We start from the raw sequence: 18126 nt of genomic DNA, 5'->3' as shown, positions 1-18126 counted from the left end.
CGGCGACAGGGTGAAACTGCTCTGTTGAACGAAGAATCCGCTAAATTCATGGTTACAGACCGGCTCGGGGATGTTTACACAAAATTTTCCGCACTACCTCTTCAAATTATTAGTCTAATTTATATGTCGTCGGTTGACGGTCACGAAACACGTTGATTGAACTACGAATATCAGCAATTATAGAAAGATCCAACTCTGCTGTAATTATCTCCTCTTGTAATCCCGCACGCACAAGTACCTTTCCCCAAGGATTTATTAGAGCAGAATTTCCTCCATATTTTATTTCGCCTGCTGTACCACAAGAATTTGTAAAAGCAAAGAACATCTGGTTTTCAATAGCTCTCGCTTCAGCAAGAACATTTATATGTGTAATTCTAACTGACGGCCATTGAGCAACAGCAAACACTACATCCGTTCCCTGTAATGCCAGCGTTCTTGCCAGTTCAGGGAAGCGTATATCGTAACAAATGACTATTCCGCAAATCACACCATCTAGTTTAAAGGTGCTGATGTGATTCCCCCAGGAAAAATAATTATGCTCACCCAATGGAGTGAACAGGTGAATTTTGTCATATTCGGCGATACACAAACCCTCTCTATCAAAAACAACCGCTGTGTTGTATATCTTGTTTTCACGCCTATTGCCAACAGAACCAGCTACAATATTAATATTTAACTCTTTCGCTAACGAGCCCAACTCCTGTTTAGTACGTTCCCCGTTATTATCACAAAGTGCAGTTAGGTTGTCTTTAGGGAAAAAACCAATATTCCATGTCTCAGGGAGAACTACTACATCCGGTTGTTCGGTTGCTACCGCCTCTCTTATCAGATTCTGTGCATGAGCAAAATTATAATCAACATTGGCCAGTTTCATATTCATTTGAATACAACTAATACGCACGATGAACCACCTTCATAAAAACACTCCTATCTTAAACTTCTGCTGCTACAACCTTGATACGATATTCAAATATCAGCTTTCAACCAGGAATCTTATCGTTCAAGTCACCACCGACCATTTTAGTTAGCGCTGAAAACAAATATGAATCATTATATATTAGTTTATTATTGCACAAAAAAACCACTATTACAAGTTTTCTTGCTTCAATTCCAATTTCCTTACGAAGCATCTTCGTCGATTAAACTAAAACCGCAAACTTCTGAGACATCCCCTTTTCGTTCTGAATGGTACCCCCTCTGGCTTTCATATTCAATGTCAAGATCATCGATAAACTGCCCCTCATTGACTTCAACTGGAAGCAACGGCATGAGTCGGTATCCTTGGTCAATTCGAACAGAGTAGACTCGTGTTTTCCTGTTCTTAAAGCTTTTTAGCTCCTCAAAATTGAGCCCTTTATCTTGCTATCTCGCAGTCAGCGTTATTGCCTTTACTCATTTTTGTATGAGTTGAATCCCAATCTCTAAGATCGTATTTAGGTTCTCTATCGTTCCAACTAACGAGGTTCAATTCTTTTTGCCACCCTTTTGACGACACTGAGAGCACGCCATAACTCTCTTTTATTTCATACTTTATATCTGCCATTTTGGCTCTCCTATTAATCAATTTCTGTTTATGCCTTTCGAAAAACACCTACTTAGCTTCCGTATGCAACTTCTTTTTGGCACATGAGTTTTGCCTGCGCTATCACAGTATCCACTGCTTGGGGAGTTTTATCCGGAGGGTAGTTATAGCGCTTCAACAGCCGCTTGATGTCCATTTTCATCTTTGCCTGTACATTTTCACGAATAGCCCAGTCTACGCTGATATTCCTTCTAATAGATAGCGTCAGGTCTTTTGCTATCTGCATTAAGATCTCGTCTCCCATAACATCCCGGGCCGACTCATTATCAGCCAGCGCATCATAAAAAGCTAATTCGTCCGAGGTAAGCCCCGTGCTCTCTCCACGTTTTTCCGCGCCACTAATTTCTTTGGCAAGCTCAATCAATTCCATAATTACCTGAGTGGTTTCAATAGTTCTGTTCTGATATTTTCTTATGGAGGCTTCAAGCATTTCAGAGAACCTCTTCGATTGAACAAGGTTGCGTCTTGAAAAGTTTTTGATGCTACCTTTGAGCAATCGATTCAACAACTCCACTGCCAAGTTTTTCTGCCGCATTCCTTTTACTTCCTCTAAGAATTCATCTGAAAGAATAGCAATATTGGGTTTCGAGAGACCAACAGAACTTAAAATATCAACCACTTCATTAGAGGAAATCGCCTTTGAAATCAACTGGTTAAGTTCGTTATCTAGCTGGGATGTGGTTTTCTTTTTGCTCCCGTCACTCATTATTTTGTGTAGACATGCCCTTACAGCTTTGTGAAATCCTACTTCAACGTTAAGTGTTTCAGCAGTATCTGTTGTAGCACACAGCGAATACGCCCGGGCCATTTCCGTCACTAGATTAATATAATCGTTCTTTCTATCTTCTCGAAGTCCAATAATAAAATCCATTGTTTCCGTAATGGCTTGCATCTTCTCACTCTGCCTGCCCGTGAAAAATTTTACGTAACTATGCCCGTGAAGCAGTTCCTTTATTAAGTCGTATTTCTCCAAAAGAACCTGAGATGCCACCTCAGTATCTACTCCGGTTGTTTTCTTATCGCTTTCTGTATATTGTGCAAGCGCATTTTTCAAGTTTTCTGCAATACCAATATAATCAACAACGAGTCCGCCTTGTTTTTCTTTAAAAACCCGATTCACTCTCGCTATGGCCTGCATAAGGTTGTGCCCGCTCATAGGTTTATCTACATACATTGAATGCATGCTCGGCACATCAAACCCCGTGAGCCACATATCTCGGACAATAACCAGCTTAAGCTCGTCATTTCTATCTTTCATCCGTTTAGCCAGGGTTTCACGATCCGCTTTCGAGCCAATAAAGGCTTGCCAATCTGATGGGGCAGAAGAACTGCCCGTTATAACAACTTTGATTTTCCCAGACATTAAGTCATCGCTGTGCCAATCGGGACGCAGAGCAACTATTTCTTTATAGAGGTCTATGGCGATTCTGCGGCTCATGGCAACAATCATTCCTTTGCCGCCTTCGTTTTCCTGAGCCAGATCCCGTTTTTCAAAATGCTCTACGATATCTTTTGCAATCTGCTTTATCCGCTGCTCCGTCCCAACTATAGCTTCAAGCCTGGCCCATTTACTCTTAAGCCTTTCTTTCTGGCTATACTCCTGATATTCAGTGATTTCTTCGTATTCTGAATCAATCTGAGGTTTCATTTCTTCCGGCAGGTCTAATTTAGCAATTCTGCTTTCATAAAAAATCTTAACCGTTGTGCCATCTTCTACAGCCCTTGTCATATCATAGATATCGATATAATCCCCAAAAACCACTCTCGTATTTTTATCTGTCAGTTCTACAGGTGTTCCTGTAAAGCCTATATAAGAAGCGTTGGGAAGGCTGTCCCGCATATACTTTGCATAACCGTACTTTACATCTGCTTCTGTTTTTCCCATTACAATTTCTGCACCAAAACCGTATTGACTTCTGTGAGCCTCATCGGCAATAACAACCACATTCCGCCGATCTGTAAGCATCGTATTCGCAGTGTAGGGAGAAGAATTTTCCGCAACCCTGCCCCATCTATTAAAATCTATCACTTCTCCATTTGTCTCATTGGTAAAAGGGGCAAACTTCTGAATGGTTGTAAAGATAATGCCGCCGCTGGTACGGTTATTCAGAAGCTCTCTAAGATGAACTCTGTCTTGTGCCTGTACCGGCGTATTTCTTAAGAGCTCTTCGCTTTTAAGAAACGTGCTGAACAGCTGGTCGTCCAAATCGTTTCTATCTGTAATAACTACAATTGTCGGGTTTTCAAGTTCTTCATCAATAACCAGTTTCCCCGCATAAAAAACCATAGAAAGGCTTTTACCGCTGCCCTGAGTATGCCAAATAACGCCTACTCTTCTATCACCTTGTTCCATCGTTGCGCGCTGGGTGCTTTGAAGAGCCTTATTTACGGCATGATACTGATGATATCCTGCCAAAATCTTTTTGATTTCTTTACCATCACTTTGGAACAACACGAAATGCCTGATAATATCAAGGAAGCGGTCTTTCAAAAACATTCCTTTAATCAATACTTCAAGCTGAGGAATACAGAGGGGTGCCACATCGTCACCATCAATAGTGCGCCAAGCCATAAAGCGGTCTTCATTAGATGTGAGAGTTCCAGCTCTGGCATTTACACCATCGCAGATAACCATAAAGGAATTATACGTAAACAAGGAAGGGATAGTCATTTTATAGGTTTGAAGCTGGTTAAAAGCATCAGTAATATCTACATTCTCGTCACTTGCATTTTTCAGTTCTATAACGACCAATGGAATGCCATTAACAAATACAACTATATCTGGTCGTTTTTCTTTATCATGCTCTACAACAGTAAACTGATTCGCTACTAAAAAGTCATTGTTGGAAGGTGCTTCTAAATCAAAAACATAGGCTTTTTCAGTGCGATATCCGCCATCTTCCTGTTTTACCTGAACGTCAATGCCATCAGTGATCATTTTCTGGAAGGTTTTATTGTTCATAATGAGGCTAGGGCTCTGAGGAAACATTATCTGCCTAAACCCATCTTCCAGCGCATCGTCAGGAAGATCTGGATTTATTCGTGCAAGAGCCTCTTTTAATCTCTCTGTCAGTACTACATCGCTATAATAGGTACGTTCAGGATATGTTCCTTCTGGAGCAATATCTGGTGCAAAAACCACCTCATAACCTAGTTCTTCAAACCATTCAAGAGCGGCTTCTTCCAAATGGCACTCGCAAAAAGCCATCTATAGCACCTCCTCAATAGGTACTCTAACCTCCCCAGACATAAGTTTAGGCAGTAAGGCATCGCGGACTGATATTAATATTTGATTTTCCTCACTAAGTCTCCTCTTTTCTGCAAAAAAACGGGCTATCAAGTAATTAAATTCTGCAATTTTATCAACTGATGGGATAATAACCTTAACCGATTTTAAATTAGATTGGTTAATTTTTAGTTGTACTGCTCCTGTTACAATTGATTTAACATTAGTATTCTTCAATAATATATAAAGACTCTCTTCACTAAATCCATTTTTACCTTTCAAAACATGAGCATGATTATTAACCCAAAATTTACCCCAAACATATTGCAAAATAGGGTACCCTTTTCCATCTATAACGGTACCATCTTCCCCTAATAAAACATATACTCCATCAAATATATAATCATCGACATAGTCCATAAGCGAAGTTGCTCCATAGTACGGATAGACTTTTTGCATTTTTTCTCTTTTCCTACTTGATAAAGGAATGCGTTTTGAATCAAATAATTCTATAATTTCATCTAATGTTCCAACTCGCCACCCCTTAGGGATCTTGCCCAATTCGCTATCAATAAATTCGCCATTTTGAAATGGTTCAAAATCGACAAACCAGCTTTTGAAGATTGCTTGAGCCATTTCCTCAAGTGTTTTATTAATTCGATTATTGAGCTCTATCTTGTCATCAAGGCAAGAAAGAGTTGCTGCGATGGTTTTTTGCTCCTGCAGATTGGGGGTCCACATAACACTAAGCCCCATAATATCTTTTTTATTCACTCCCCCGAAAACAGTACCACTCTCTGTTTTCTTTAAATTTTTTACATTGTGCTTTAGCAAATAAAATAAATACAAGTTATTTCTATTTTTCATCCTCATGGCACAAATACCACGCCCAATACAAATTTTTTCCTGAGCGATGTTTAAATCTCCAACAGGAGCTCTTACGCTCATTAAAATGTCATTTTGGATTGCGATTTTTTTAACATTTGTACAAAATACATCAAATTTCGGGTATATCATCCCAAAAGTTTTATTGCCTTGTAAAAAAGGGACGCCTAAACCTTCTGTATTATAGAATTCGGATTTGGGAGATTGTCCCATTTCAATATCTACGATTTCTCCTAACTTAACTTCTCTCCACTCATTAGAACTCATAACCAATCGCTCCTAATCGCTGCTTGATCTCTTCTTCTAGTTTGTGGGATTTAGCGAACATCTCTGCCAGTTCACCTGTTAGCCGCGTCATCTTCTCTTCGAAGGGTTCGCCGTCGTCTTCCACTTCTTCTATGCCCACATATCGGCCAGGAGTCAGTATATATTCGTGCTCTCTTACTTCTTCAATATCGGCAGATTTGCAAAAACCCTGTATGTCTTTATATTCTTTTTTATTATCGCGCCAGTTGTGGTAGGTGTCGTAGATCTTTGCTATTTCTCCATCAGAAAATTCTCTATGCTTGCGGGTAACCATTGTTCCCATTTTACGAGCATCAATAAAGAGAATTTTATCTTGCCTGTTTTCTCGCTTTTTAGAGATAAACCACAGACAAACGGGAATGGTTACATTGTAAAAAAGGTTTGGTGGCATAGTAACAATGCAATCTACAAGTCCTGCTTCTATGATGTTCTTTCTTATTTCAGCTTCGGCTTTAGTGGTTGTACTCATAGATCCGTTAGCCAAGACAAAGCCCGCCACTCCGGTAGGAGAAAGTTTGCTGATAATATGTTCAATCCAGGCGTAGTTGGCGTTCTTTTCTGGCGGAATTCCATATTTCCAACGGGCATCATCTGGAATTAAGGTGTAATCGCTAACATTAAAAGGAGGATTAGCCAAGATATAATCGGCTCTTATATTTTTATGCAGATCATTTCCAAATGTATCTGCGTCTCGCGCTCCAAGATTTCCATCAATTCCCCTGATAGCCAGATTCATTTTGCAAAGTCTCCAGGTCGTAGCCGTATATTCTTGACCGAAGATGTGGATATCATCTTTTCGCCCCTGGTGCTCTTCAACAAAACGGGATGACTGCACAAACATGCCGCCAGAACCGCAACAAGGGTCATAAACTCTTCCTTTATACGGTTCAATCATGCCAACTAGAAGTTTTACGATGCTAGGCGGCGTATAAAATTCACCTTCGCTGGAACCGAATTTCCCTAAGAAATACTCATATACCCTGCCTAGAATATCTTGAGCTTTGGCTTCTTTGTTTCCGAGGTTGAAGGAAAACAAATCAATGAGCTCTCCTAATTTTGCTTTATCAAGCTCAGGCCTCGCGTAATTTTTGGGAAGGACTCCTTTTAGGTTTCTATTTTCTCGTTCAATAGTTATCATGGCATCATCTATAATTTGTCCAATGGTGCTCTGTTTCGCATTCTTTTTAATAAAATCCCACCTGGCGCTGGGTGGAACATAAAAAATGTTTTCTGCTACGTAGGCATCTCTGTCTTCTTCGAAACCTTCTTCTTCTGCTACCAGTTCGTTGTATTTTTCTTCAAAACTATCAGAGATATATTTCAAAAAGATAAGACCAAGAACAACATCTTTATAATCTGAAGGCTGAATATTGCCTCGCAGTTTATCTGCCATTTCCCATAATTTATCTTCAAATTCCAAGTTCACAGACATGGCTCTGATCCTCCTATAGCAAGTTGTTGTAAATGTTCATTTTTATATTCGACCAACGGGATTCCGCAAGGTTGATAGCTTCTTTATATGTTTTAAACTCTTGACAATACGTCTCAATCATTTTTTGTTGCTCGTATATCGGAAGAAACGGAATTTCCATCTCCATAATATCAGCATAATTAATATTCATGAGGATTGTTCCTCGCTGGAAACTTTGAATCATGGCCTGACCAACTGGGCTTTCTAAAAAGATTTTTATAAACTCGCCCTTTACTTTTTCCTTGGGACGAATTACGACCAAGTTTGCAGAAGCAATAATTGTTTTATCTTGAGCTTCAAACACAGCAGATTTAATAGATGTTCCTCGACAAGAAAGAACAACGTCACCAGAACTAAGTTCATAACGTTTTATCTTGTGTTCTTCCTCATCGATAGTATCTAAATCGTGATAATCTATCTCACCATCTTTAATATTAGAAATGTTAAGCACAGCTACGTTGCCAGGACCTAGGTCTTTTTTTAATATAGACTTTCCTCTGAAGACTTCAGCTACATTTTTGAGTTTTACTTTTGGGAGATCAGAATCTCTAAAGCATCGGATGTTTTCATTGTCGTTTGCTAAAAGAAGCTCTATTCGCCAATCTTTATGAGATAAAAAATCTTTGATTGATATCGTCTGTTTATCTCTGATATTAACTTTCTCTTCTTGAAGTTCGAAAGTTCCAATATTGACTTGTTCTTTAGGTAAGGAAGTTACAGAGAATAGATATGTTTTTATAGCTGTCGCCGGGCGAAATGTTCCTTCTGGAAGAAGATACATGTTTTCCACATAAAAATTCTCTGTTATATACGACCGTAGCTTTTCATAACCAAGACTGGCAAAAGTTATTTTTGCAGGAACAATAATATCTAAAGTGCTATTCTCATCAAGATGATTCAACATGTTCTCGAAAGCAATACCGTCACTATCTCTTGTCAAGAAGGTTTGGCTCGTTCCTTCTGGCCTATTGCTAAAAATTGGCAATGAATAGACATAATCGTATTTTTCATTTTCTAGGCATGGCATATAAATAGACTCGAATCGGATTTTTACATGTTCGTATTCTCCGAAGGCCAACTGTAAAAGAATGTGCATTGGCTTAAGATGCGTTGTTAATGTGATTTTTATGTTTGGAAAGCGTTTTATCAAATCCCCTAGCCCTGACAGATGCTTTTCAGCTTCTGTAATAAGCACTTTTTGGGGACAGAGCCGCTGTATTCTTTCACTTATATATTCAGTAAGATATTGGGGGGAAATAACGGTGCCCATTCGATCATTTTTGTATATTTCAATAGTGAAATCGACAAGGTCTATGTCTTTTAAGGCTTCAAAAATTTCTAAAAAATCATCTCTATCAGTAGGGAAGAACCCCAAGTGATCTTCTGTCGTTTTTTTCATAAGCTGAAATAAAACTTCTCTGTCTCTTTGTATGTTAGCTGTTTTATCAAAATTCTCTTTGAGTTTCTTTTGGGTCATTTTTACCCGAAGCATTTCATTAAGCAACTGCTCTCTTGAAGATAGCTGCCTCTGGAATAAGACGTTTAAGGCATTATCTATTCTCATCTCTAGGAAGGAGCTCCTTTCTGCTCTATTTTAATAATGAAATTATAGCCCCAATAACATGGTATGTAAATACTAAAATATTAATATTGGAAATGTTAAATTTTATATTGCACTTTATTTTATAAATGCAAATAAAGTAATGTGGGATTTGCGAAACTTCAAAATAAAAAATCCCCTTTCGTTCTGCTTTAGCAGAATCGAAAGGGGAAAATGTCTTTTCTATTATGGTGCCGGAGGGGAGACTCGAACTCCCACAGACCCGAGGCCCGGCGGATTTTGAGTCCGCTGCGTCTACCATTCCGCCACTCCGGCAACGCCAATATTTCTATCATATATGAAGGGTGATGTCCAGTAGGATATTTCAATTCCGTCTTTTTAAATGGATGGCAACAGTAGTTAAAAATACCCTTGGTCCAGTGCGTAAAGAAGGATAACTGCAGAGTAGTTCTTTTGTAGAGCCAAGCACTGCCGTTATCCTTTCTCTTTTTAACGCTTCATTCCATATACAACGTCAAGAATCGATCCGTCGCGATATTCTACTACCGCGGCGACTCGAGATTCGTCAAACTCAACAGGATCCATCACCCCGGTAAGAGCTTCTGTATCCTGGCGGAGTTTCTCAATATCCACCACATTCAAGCCACTATCCAAAGCCTGTTTTAGAAGATCTTCCCTGCGGGGGTTTATACAAATGCCACGCTCGGTGACAATTGCGTCCACGCTGGCTCCTGGAGTACAGATAGTCTGTACTCTCTTCTTTATGGATGGCAATCCTCGACGGAAGCTCGGCAACACGACTACCGTCAGCTTTGCACCCCCTGCTGCATCTGGGTGGCCGCCCATTCCGCTGCGAAGATATCCATCATGGCCTGTGAGAAGATTGACATTAAAGTCAACGTCCACATCAAGAGCTCCCAGCACGGCCACATCAAGCTGATGGGTCATGCACCCGGCATTTAATGGGTTTGCATACCAGGAAGCGTCGATTTCGTAGTGTGTGGGGTTCCTCAACATTGATGCCCCCATGGCTGGATCGAAGCTCTGAACGTCAAAGAGGGCCTGGAATCTACCCTCTTCCAGAAGGGAAACCATATCAGCAGTGATACCACCGAGAGCAAAGCTTCCAGTAATATCTTTTCGCTGCATATACTCACGTACATACTGGGTCACTGCCATGGAGATTCCGCCACCGCCTGCCTGGTAAGAGAACCCGGGACAGATAGCGCCAGATGCGGCTATGAGCTCATAAGCGTGATATGCCAGTGCCAACTGCGTTGGGCTTTTGGTAATACGTATCGAACCTGTAGCCAGTTTCTGGGGATCGCCAATGGAATCCAGTACCACCACTTGATGAACAAGATACTGAGGGATGGAGACCCGCGGCCTCAGTGGATATTCAACAAGGTTGTCTGTAACGGCGATAACATGTCGAGAGAAACGAGCGTCCTGCATACCGTAGCCAAGGGAGCCGAAAGCCGATGGGCCGCTCATGCCGGTCATATTGCCGGACATATCGCAGGCCGAAGCACCTATGAAAGCTACATCAACAGCAATGGATCCTTCTTCTACGGCTCTTGCCCGCCCTCCATGGGTACGGATAATAACTGGCGGAAGCTTTTCGTTCTCAGTCTGGAAATAGTCGCCTACGGCACCACGAATTGGAGCATAGATCTGGCTAATAAGGCCAGAACGGATGTAATCCACTACAAAATTATGGCATTCCAACAGAGCAGAACTCATCAATACGAGGTTTTTAAAGCCCATGCAGTTAAGCTCTTCAAGAACCTGAGCAACCACTCTATCACCATTGCGGAGGTGATGATGGAAGCCGATGGTCATGCCATCGCAGAGGCCTGAACGTTCAATAGCCGTGCGCAGGTCTGGGGCAATTTTATTGGTGCCCATTGGAACCACATCGCGCTCGACCTCCATAATGGTGTTAAAAGCTGGAGATGGGGCAACACCTGTTACTCCTTCGAAGGGACGAACTGAACCAATACCTGGAATCTCATCGGGAACAAGGCGCCCTGCCGCATTTCTCACCATGGTCATGGTAACACCTCCTCAGAGTTACAAGGAATGCCTGCCTGGGCCAGAACATTCATGGCCTGCCGAATCACTGGGCCGTCAACCATTTTCCCGTTGACGCTAAAAGCTCCTCTGCCCTCTGTTCTGGCAATTTTCGCCGCAGCGATGACGTCCTGAGCATGAGATAGAATGTCTTCGGAAGGGTAGAATCCCTGATTGATGATCCTGACCTGTGAAGGGTGGATCGCTGACTTGCCCGAGAAACCCATGGTTGCGGCTTTGCGGGTATTGGTCAACAATCCTTCTCCATCGTTTATATCTGTATAAACTGAGTCAAAACAGTCAATCTTCGCTGCTTTGGCAGCCAGGATCATATGACCGTTTGCATAAGCCAGTTCTTCTCCTGAGGATGTTTTGCGAATTCCCATGTCTGCTGTCAAGTCTTGTCCACCAAGACCGACACCTTTTACCCGTTTACAACTTCTTACCAGATTCGCTACATTTTCTACAGCCTGGGCCGATTCTAGTAGAATATGAAGCTCTATTCCGCCTTCTGAAAGTCCGTTTGCCTTCTCTAATTCTGTGATACGGTTATCCACCATGCGAATATTCTCCACTGACTCTGCTTTTGGCAAACGAATCACATCTGGCCCTGCCGGAACAATTTCTTCTAAATCTAGCTCCCACCAAGGGGTGGACACATCATTGATCCTGACCACTTTTTCAACACAATCGAAAAAAAGACAGCGCAACGCATAGGCCACCAGGCGTCTGGCTTCATCCTTATGTGCTGGAGCAACCGCATCCTCCAGGTCAAGGATCACACAATCGGCACCGAGAGATGGGCAGCTTTGCAGCATTGCAGGATTATTTCCTGGTATATAAAGCAATGAACGGCGAAGTTTCACTATTTTTTCACGCCCTTTCCTTCAAGGCCCGCTCAAGAGCCACCTCGACCCGCGCACGGATCACAAAGGGCAAGGCCCCAAAATCCTCTACTATCAGGCAAACTTTGGGCGAACCATAACGATCCAGAGTCTCTCGAATCAGCGAGTCTGTACGAGTGGCAAAAAGCTGGCTATTTCTACCTTGATACTTCCATTCCATTGTTTCTGCTGGCTTAACTGTGACAAAGCAGTCACTTTTTCCGTCGGAACCAGCCTGTGCACTATGCACAATCATTTTTTAACCCCCCTTATATTGTATAAAGGTCTCCTCTACAAGAGGGAAGCCCGAACATTACTATTAAGCAAGATCTGGCAAATCTTTCGCTCGCTTTTTTGTAACTACATAAAGAACGACAAGTACTGCCAGGCCACAGAGGTCGGTGACCGTGCCTGGATAAAGCAATCCCAAGGCACCTGCAAAAGCGAGGAGCCGCTCATACCAGCGAAGGCGCGCCATTATATAGTTCTCAGCGGCAGAAGCCAGCAGGAATACGCCCACGATAGCTGAGATCATGGCCTGAAACGTCACAAACCAACTGGTAACGTTGGTCAACAGAATCTCTGGGGCTAAAACAAAGATAAAGGGAACGATAAACCCGGACAGGGCCAGTTTGACCGCGGCGAATGCCGTTTTGTTTGGGTCAGCTCCAGCTATGCCGGCTGCGGTATAAGCCCCTACGCAGACCGGTGGAGTCACCGATGAGAGCACTGCGTAGAAGAATACGAACAGATGTGCGTCCAAAGGCCTCACTCCGAGCAAGACCATAGCGGGAGCGGCCACAGCACTAGCCATGACGTAACTAGCAGTTGTAGGCATCCCCATGCCAAGAAGCATGGCAATGATCATGGTCACCACAAGAGTTATTATCAGGTGTCCCTGGGTCATGGCAAGAATCGCGTCACCGACGCGCAGAGCCACACCTGTAGCTCCCATCATGCCTATGACCACTCCGACAATAATACAAGCCATAGCAACAGAAAGAGCCCCTTTTGAACCGCTTTCAAGGGTAGATACAAGGGTCCTCACGTTCAGCCGATCGGATTTCTTTACGAAACTGAGGAGAACGCAGCTGAAAATGCCCCAGCATCCTGAATAGAGCGGATTGTAACCTTTTACAAGAAAATAGACTATTACAAAAAGTGGGATGGCCTTGTAGCCGCTGGTCAGAAGAACTTTGCCAACCTTAGGCAGCCTATCCTTCGGAAGACCTTTAAGACCTAGTTTGGAAGCCTCAAGACTGAGGGAACACCATATGCCCCAGAAAAAAAGAAGGGCGGGGATGATTGCGGCAGTAAGCACTCTGGTATAAGGCACCCCAAGAGTGTCGGCGATGATAAACGCCGCTGCTCCCATAACAGGAGGCATGATCTGTCCACCTGTGGATGCTGCCGCTTCCACAGCCCCAGCAAAATGTGGCTTGTACCCTATTTCTTTCATTAGGGGGATCGTAAAGGCGCCAGTGGTTGCCACGTTTGCAGATGTACTGCCGCTAATGGTTCCCATAAGAGCACTGGACACTACGGCAATTTTGGCTGGACCGCCTTTGAGATGTCCTGTCAGAGCCATAGCGAAGTCATTAAAGAATTCCGATGCCTTAGTAGACGTCAAAAAGGCCCCGAACAAGACGAACAGGTATATGTAAGTAGCAGATACTCCTGTCACAAGGCCGAATAATCCATCTGTAGTAAGATAGAGCTCTTCAATGATACGAGGAATGGAGAGCCCGAAGTGCTATATAGGGCCAGGCATTGAGCGTCCAAAATAGGCAAAAAGGAGGAAAAGGAAACAGAAGCCTGGAAGAGCGTTGCCTAAGACGCGGCGTCCCGCCTCAAAAACCAGCACTGTAAAAATCCCGCCAAGTATCAATTCATAATCGTAGATCAATCCTGCCCGCATAGCGATATCTTCATAACCGAAAAAGACATAAAGAGCGCAACCGGCAGCAGCTAAAGCCAATATCCAGTCCACAAAAGGTACTCTATCTCGTGGAGAATCCTTAGTCCCTGGATAAAGAAGGAAAATCATGGTCATTACAAAAGCTACGTGGAAACTGCGCTGTTTCATCGTAGGCAACAACCCGAAAAAGGCCGTATAAAGCTGGAAAATAGCGAGGGAAACCGCCAAGATCATAATAAGCTTGCCCGAAAATCCTGTCAGGGATCGCCGCTTGCCGACCTTCTTGGCAGTGACAGCCGCATCAGAACTGTTCGATGAAACAGAGGAGACTGGAGAACTCACAACAACACCCCCAATGTAAAATCCTTTGCTAGTGTGTAAAAAGAAGGGGGCTTGATCGCCCCCCTATACGTTATAAAAACGTGGGTTACTTAACTAAACCGGCTTCTTTATAGTATTTAAGGGCTCCGGGGTGAACTTCCATAGAGCAACCATTGAGAGCGTTTTCAAGGCTGAAGTTTGCAAAGTAGTTAGGAAGCCGATCTTTTAAGAACTGTGAGTTCTCGTACATCATCTTAACGGTCTTGTAGATAACTTCGTCGCTCATGTCAGCATAGGTTATCAAGGCTCCCACAGCTGCAATTGTAGGTAGATCCTTATCGAATCCCTTGTAGGTGCCTGCAGGAATTACAGCAGAGGCAAAGAACGGGCATTGTTTCAGAATTGTTTGACGCTGTTCCTCATCGATAGAAAGAAGACGCACATTCTTGGAAATCATCTCTGTAATCTGAGCGTTGGGATAGGTAGTAAGCCAGATATGACCATTAACAGTGCCTGTCTGAAGGGCCTCTACGACCTCGGAGCGGCCATAACGGTCGATGGTGATATCCTCATCCTTTATGCCATAAGCGCCAAGAACAATACGGCAGTTTGTATCGATGCCGTTGCCAATTGGGCCGTAGTCTATCTTCTTCCCTTTGAGATCTGCAATACTTTCGATCCCATCGCCACTTATAAGGATATGTGCGGGCATAGGGTAGATCGCCGTCACAAAACGAAGCTGCTTGAGGGCACGCCCCTCAAAGCCGCCTGTTCCGTTCCAGGCTTCATCAACTGTTGCAGACTGTGCAAGGCCAAATTCCATGTCTTTTTTGGCAAGCGCCATCAAATTCTTCGCAGAACCGCCAGTAACAGCTGTGTAGTTGATGCCATTCTTTTCCTGGTTTCCCAGCTGAGCAATCGTGTTACCTATGAGATAGAATCCACCGCCAACACTGCTGGTCCCGATTCGGGCAAATTCCGCGGCGCAGGAAACTCCCGCAACTGCAAATACTAGACTTGCTGCGATTAAAGCACTGACCATACTTTTGCGAAACATATCCATACCTCCTCATTATTCTTTATATGATAGAAACAGTACAGATTTTCTGAGATAAGCCAAACTAGCGGTAATTTTTTCTATCCCACACAGAACAAGCTTCTTCTATTGTTTTCGGGGCTAACCCTGCAAGTTCATCTTTTAATCCCATTGCGGCGGAGAGCTCCAGTCTTTCTTTCGTTGCTGCAGCCATAACAGGTTTCAATCTGAGAGTTTCCATTAAAGCAATGGATTCCGCCACTTCGTGGGCTCTGCGTTCCGCATGGATCATATCGGCACCAAGCATTCGAGAAATTGTTTTTTCGAAAGGAAGCTGATCCACCGTAGCGGATATTGATTTAAGAACAACATCTTCCAGACCGCTCCTATGGGCCAGGAGAAAAGTTTCAACTAGAAGTGCGCCTAGTCCTTTCATGAAAACGCTACGGACCAGCTTTATCCGTGTTCCATCTCCTGCTGGCCCCTTTACTACATCGATCTTCATTCCCAGCGGAACCATCTTCTCCTGCCACAGACTCGCACCACAGCCTGAGGCTATCATAGGCACCTTATGCCTGTTGATTGTAAGAGGACCCATCATAGCCGAATCTGCAAAGTAAATGCTCCTGGCCTGAAATTCCTTTTCCCAGCGTTCTTTCTCAGCAGGCGCAGCTGTGGTCACGTCAACATACAGAGATCCCGCCGACATATGGGAAAGGGCAGACTTGGCAGCATGGCCTGCATATGGAGCCTGAACAGCACAGACAATCACTTTACACGATCTGAACAACTCTTCTGGCGTATCACAAAGAATAACATTGGCTTCATTGGCCCGTTTACGAAGGTTTTCCTCGTAGAGTGTCCCGCTTCCCAGCACCACATCGTAGGCACATATACCTGACAGTCCTTCGTCCCGGAGTCCTGAAGAGATGCAAAAGGAAACTTCTCCAAATCCTACAAAACCCAAAGATAATTCAGCCACAGTCCTTACCTCCACTTAGGGAAGCCATATACCGTCTATGGTCTCGCAGCCTTTTTGGTCGAGAGTTTTTTCAACCCAGCTACGATCACCTGTGCCATCAGCCAGTCGGGGACCCTTAACCTCTTCGTTTAAAAGCAGGCGACGGCCTCCTTCAAGACATTGTCGGGCCAGGCCCTTGGGAACAACTATGACCCCATCGGCATCGCCAACGATGATATCCCCGGGGCAGACAAAGATGCCGCCACAGGAAATTCCCACATTAACTTCTCCCGGGCCATCCTTATAAGGACCGCCGGGCGTAGAGCCTGTAGCATAGACCGGTACCCCCAGGCTATACAGAGCTTCAACATCACGAACCGGGCCTTCGATAACTATTCCAGCCACCTTTTTATGGCGGGCATAAAGAGCCATCATCTCCCCCATGAGAGCATAGCTTCGATCCCCTTCATTCGAGAGGACAATTACATCTCCCTCTTCTGCCATGTTCAAAGCCTTATGGAACATAAGGTTGTCCCCGCCACGAGCACGCACTGTCAGAGCCACACCCACCATATTGCATTCCGTTGGTGCGGTCATGAGACGAATATAGGAAGCCATGGCAGCGGAACGATTCATTCCGTCTGCAATGTTCGCTGCAGGAATATGTTTAAACTTCTCCACCAGGTCTTTCGGGGGAAGGTCTCGCTGGGTAAAGACTCGAAAACCAATACTCATATCAGGACTTTTCAATTAATCAACAAATTTAGGAAGATATTCTTTTTCCTGTTCGCGGAATCCGGGAACTCCTACGATATTTTTAAATTCGTCAAAGGAGAAGAGTACTTCCTTTCGATCAGGAGCAATATCGTCTTTAATGGCTTCAAGGTAGTTCTGAACTCCCTTCGCCGCAGCAAAAACCGATCCTACCGGCACGCTGATACGAGCCACTCCGAGCTCTTTCATCTGATTTACGGGAAGAAGGGGAGTTTTACCACCTTCGATGCTATCGAAGAAGTTAATGCTCACCAGGGCGTCGATTTCTTTAACGGCACGCTCAATTTCTTCGATAGTGCGAGGAGCCTCTACAAAAATCATGTCTGCGCCGGCCTCAGCGTAAGCATTGCCGCGGCGAATGGCTTCGTCAATGCCAGAAACAGCAATAGAGTCTGTACGGGCATTGATCACAAAGTCGGGATCAAGTTCATCTCGAACTTTGGCGCAGGCTTTGATTTTTAAAACCATTTCATCACAAGGTACAATAGTTTTTCCTTCAATATGGCCACATCGTTTGGGAAACATCTGATCTTCTATGTTCATACTGGCACAACCAGCTTTGATGAGCTTTTCGGTAACATACATGGCATTGATCGCATTACCAAAGCCAGTGTCTGCATCGGCCATTACAGGAATATTCACTGCGTCAACTATATTGCGGGTGAAATTTCGCATTTCCTCAAAAGAAAGAAAAGCCATATCAGGCAAACCAAGAAGCGTGGCCGCCAAACCAAAACCACTTACCTGCAACGCCTTAAAACCAACCTTTTCAATGAGCTTTGCGGAAAGAACATCATGAGCGCCCGGAACTACAAGGGCCTCTCTCTTCTCAAGCAATTGACGCAAAATAGTAGATTTTTTCACGAAGGCTCCTCCTTAGATTATTTTATATTGTGGAAGTAGCTTTCATATTATAAAATAAATTAAAATAAAGCAAGTGCAAACAAGTAAGAAATATCATGTTTAATACACGGTTAAACAAAGTGTAGAAATTCATCCCTTCTTCATCTCTAGTGATAGGGAGCGAAAAACTCTACTTTCTGATAGAGTATGAAGAAAGGATAAAATTGCAGATAATTGCTGAAAATATATTTTTTATGACTCTACTCTAATGCTATCTACCAGAGA

At 43.4% G+C, this 18126-nt stretch carries 15 protein-coding genes, 1 tRNA gene and 1 pseudogene; all 17 read right to left on the bottom strand.

Annotation, left to right across the window (positions count from 1 at the left end; translation table 11 throughout):
- Positions 1-109: 109 nt before the first annotated feature.
- A complete protein-coding gene (locus BUC50_RS05710) occupies positions 110-901 on the bottom strand; it encodes a carbon-nitrogen family hydrolase (protein ID WP_013047861.1) in 792 nt (263 codons plus the stop codon).
- A 218-nt stretch (positions 902-1119) separates the two neighbouring features.
- Positions 1120-1269 (bottom strand): hypothetical protein, encoded by a 150-nt coding sequence (locus tag BUC50_RS05705; RefSeq protein WP_013047860.1) that lies wholly within the window; start codon positions 1267-1269, stop codon positions 1120-1122.
- A gap of 85 nt (positions 1270-1354) precedes the next feature.
- Entirely contained in the window at positions 1355-1543 is a 189-nt protein-coding gene (locus BUC50_RS05700) for a YdbC family protein (RefSeq protein WP_013047859.1), read from the bottom strand.
- A gap of 52 nt (positions 1544-1595) precedes the next feature.
- Positions 1596-4790, bottom strand: coding sequence for a type I restriction endonuclease subunit R (locus tag BUC50_RS05695; protein ID WP_286677221.1), 3195 nt, complete (start codon positions 4788-4790; stop codon positions 1596-1598).
- Positions 4791-5960, bottom strand: a complete 1170-nt coding sequence (locus BUC50_RS05690) for a restriction endonuclease subunit S (protein ID WP_013047857.1) — start codon at positions 5958-5960, stop codon at positions 4791-4793.
- On the bottom strand, positions 5950-7431 hold the full coding sequence (locus tag BUC50_RS05685; protein WP_286677220.1) for a type I restriction-modification system subunit M: 1482 nt from the start codon (positions 7429-7431) through the stop codon (positions 5950-5952). The genes BUC50_RS05690 and BUC50_RS05685 overlap by 11 nt, the downstream gene beginning before the upstream one ends.
- Positions 7432-7444: 13 nt before the next feature.
- Positions 7445-9034, bottom strand: a complete 1590-nt coding sequence (locus BUC50_RS05680; RefSeq protein ID WP_041459312.1) for a restriction endonuclease subunit S — start codon at positions 9032-9034, stop codon at positions 7445-7447.
- A gap of 225 nt (positions 9035-9259) precedes the next feature.
- Positions 9260-9346, bottom strand: a tRNA-Leu gene (locus tag BUC50_RS05675).
- A gap of 174 nt (positions 9347-9520) precedes the next feature.
- Complete coding sequence (citF, locus tag BUC50_RS05670) at positions 9521-11086, bottom strand: citrate lyase subunit alpha (protein WP_013047854.1); 1566 nt, start codon at positions 11084-11086, stop codon at positions 9521-9523.
- The gene (locus BUC50_RS05665; protein WP_013047853.1) at positions 11083-11970 is read right to left on the bottom strand and encodes an HpcH/HpaI aldolase/citrate lyase family protein; all 888 of its coding nucleotides are present in this window, start codon (positions 11968-11970) and stop codon (positions 11083-11085) included. The genes citF and BUC50_RS05665 overlap by 4 nt, the downstream gene beginning before the upstream one ends.
- Positions 11971-11977: 7 nt before the next feature.
- On the bottom strand, positions 11978-12244 hold the full coding sequence (locus BUC50_RS05660; protein ID WP_013047852.1) for a citrate lyase ACP: 267 nt from the start codon (positions 12242-12244) through the stop codon (positions 11978-11980).
- Positions 12245-12307: 63 nt separating this feature from the next.
- Positions 12308-13729: pseudogene (locus BUC50_RS05655) on the bottom strand (TRAP transporter permease); the annotation flags it as partial.
- 12 nt (positions 13730-13741) lie between these two features.
- On the bottom strand, positions 13742-14248 hold the full coding sequence (locus BUC50_RS05650; protein ID WP_286677219.1) for a hypothetical protein: 507 nt from the start codon (positions 14246-14248) through the stop codon (positions 13742-13744).
- A gap of 85 nt (positions 14249-14333) precedes the next feature.
- Positions 14334-15284 (bottom strand): TAXI family TRAP transporter solute-binding subunit, encoded by a 951-nt coding sequence (locus BUC50_RS05645; RefSeq protein WP_013047850.1) that lies wholly within the window; start codon positions 15282-15284, stop codon positions 14334-14336.
- Positions 15285-15348: 64 nt separating this feature from the next.
- Complete coding sequence (locus tag BUC50_RS05640; RefSeq protein WP_013047849.1) at positions 15349-16245, bottom strand: DUF1932 domain-containing protein; 897 nt, start codon at positions 16243-16245, stop codon at positions 15349-15351.
- A gap of 15 nt (positions 16246-16260) precedes the next feature.
- Positions 16261-16974, bottom strand: a complete 714-nt coding sequence (locus tag BUC50_RS05635; protein ID WP_244392425.1) for an RraA family protein — start codon at positions 16972-16974, stop codon at positions 16261-16263.
- Positions 16975-17862 carry an isocitrate lyase/PEP mutase family protein gene (locus BUC50_RS05630; RefSeq protein ID WP_013047847.1) on the bottom strand — a complete coding sequence of 296 codons (888 nt, stop codon included), beginning with the start codon at positions 17860-17862 and terminating at the stop codon, positions 16975-16977.
- Between the last annotated feature and the right edge of the window lie 264 nt (positions 17863-18126).

Source organism: Aminobacterium sp. EBM-42 (assembly GCF_001896635.1).
Taxonomy (GTDB): domain Bacteria; phylum Synergistota; class Synergistia; order Synergistales; family Aminobacteriaceae; genus Aminobacterium; species Aminobacterium colombiense.
Note: the sequence above shows the minus strand (reverse complement) of the source record. Positions and strands in the feature narration are given on the sequence as shown.

Bases quoted from the DNA above. Each gene is read 5' to 3' on its own strand.
- BUC50_RS05680 (WP_041459312.1), bottom strand. From the start codon at position 9,034: ATGAGAATAGATAATGCCTTAAACGTCTTATTCCAGAGGCAGCTATCT.
- BUC50_RS05700 (WP_013047859.1), bottom strand. From the start codon at position 1,543: ATGGCAGATATAAAGTATGAAATAAAAGAGAGTTATGGCGTGCTCTCA.
- BUC50_RS05690 (WP_013047857.1), bottom strand. From the start codon at position 5,960: ATGAGTTCTAATGAGTGGAGAGAAGTTAAGTTAGGAGAAATCGTAGAT.
- citF (WP_013047854.1), bottom strand. From the start codon at position 11,086: ATGACCATGGTGAGAAATGCGGCAGGGCGCCTTGTTCCCGATGAGATT.
- BUC50_RS05660 (WP_013047852.1), bottom strand. From the start codon at position 12,244: ATGATTGTGCATAGTGCACAGGCTGGTTCCGACGGAAAAAGTGACTGC.
- BUC50_RS05695 (WP_286677221.1), bottom strand. From the start codon at position 4,790: ATGGCTTTTTGCGAGTGCCATTTGGAAGAAGCCGCTCTTGAATGGTTT.
- BUC50_RS05645 (WP_013047850.1), bottom strand. From the start codon at position 15,284: ATGTTTCGCAAAAGTATGGTCAGTGCTTTAATCGCAGCAAGTCTAGTA.
- BUC50_RS05705 (WP_013047860.1), bottom strand. From the start codon at position 1,269: ATGCCGTTGCTTCCAGTTGAAGTCAATGAGGGGCAGTTTATCGATGAT.
- BUC50_RS05685 (WP_286677220.1), bottom strand. From the start codon at position 7,431: ATGTCTGTGAACTTGGAATTTGAAGATAAATTATGGGAAATGGCAGAT.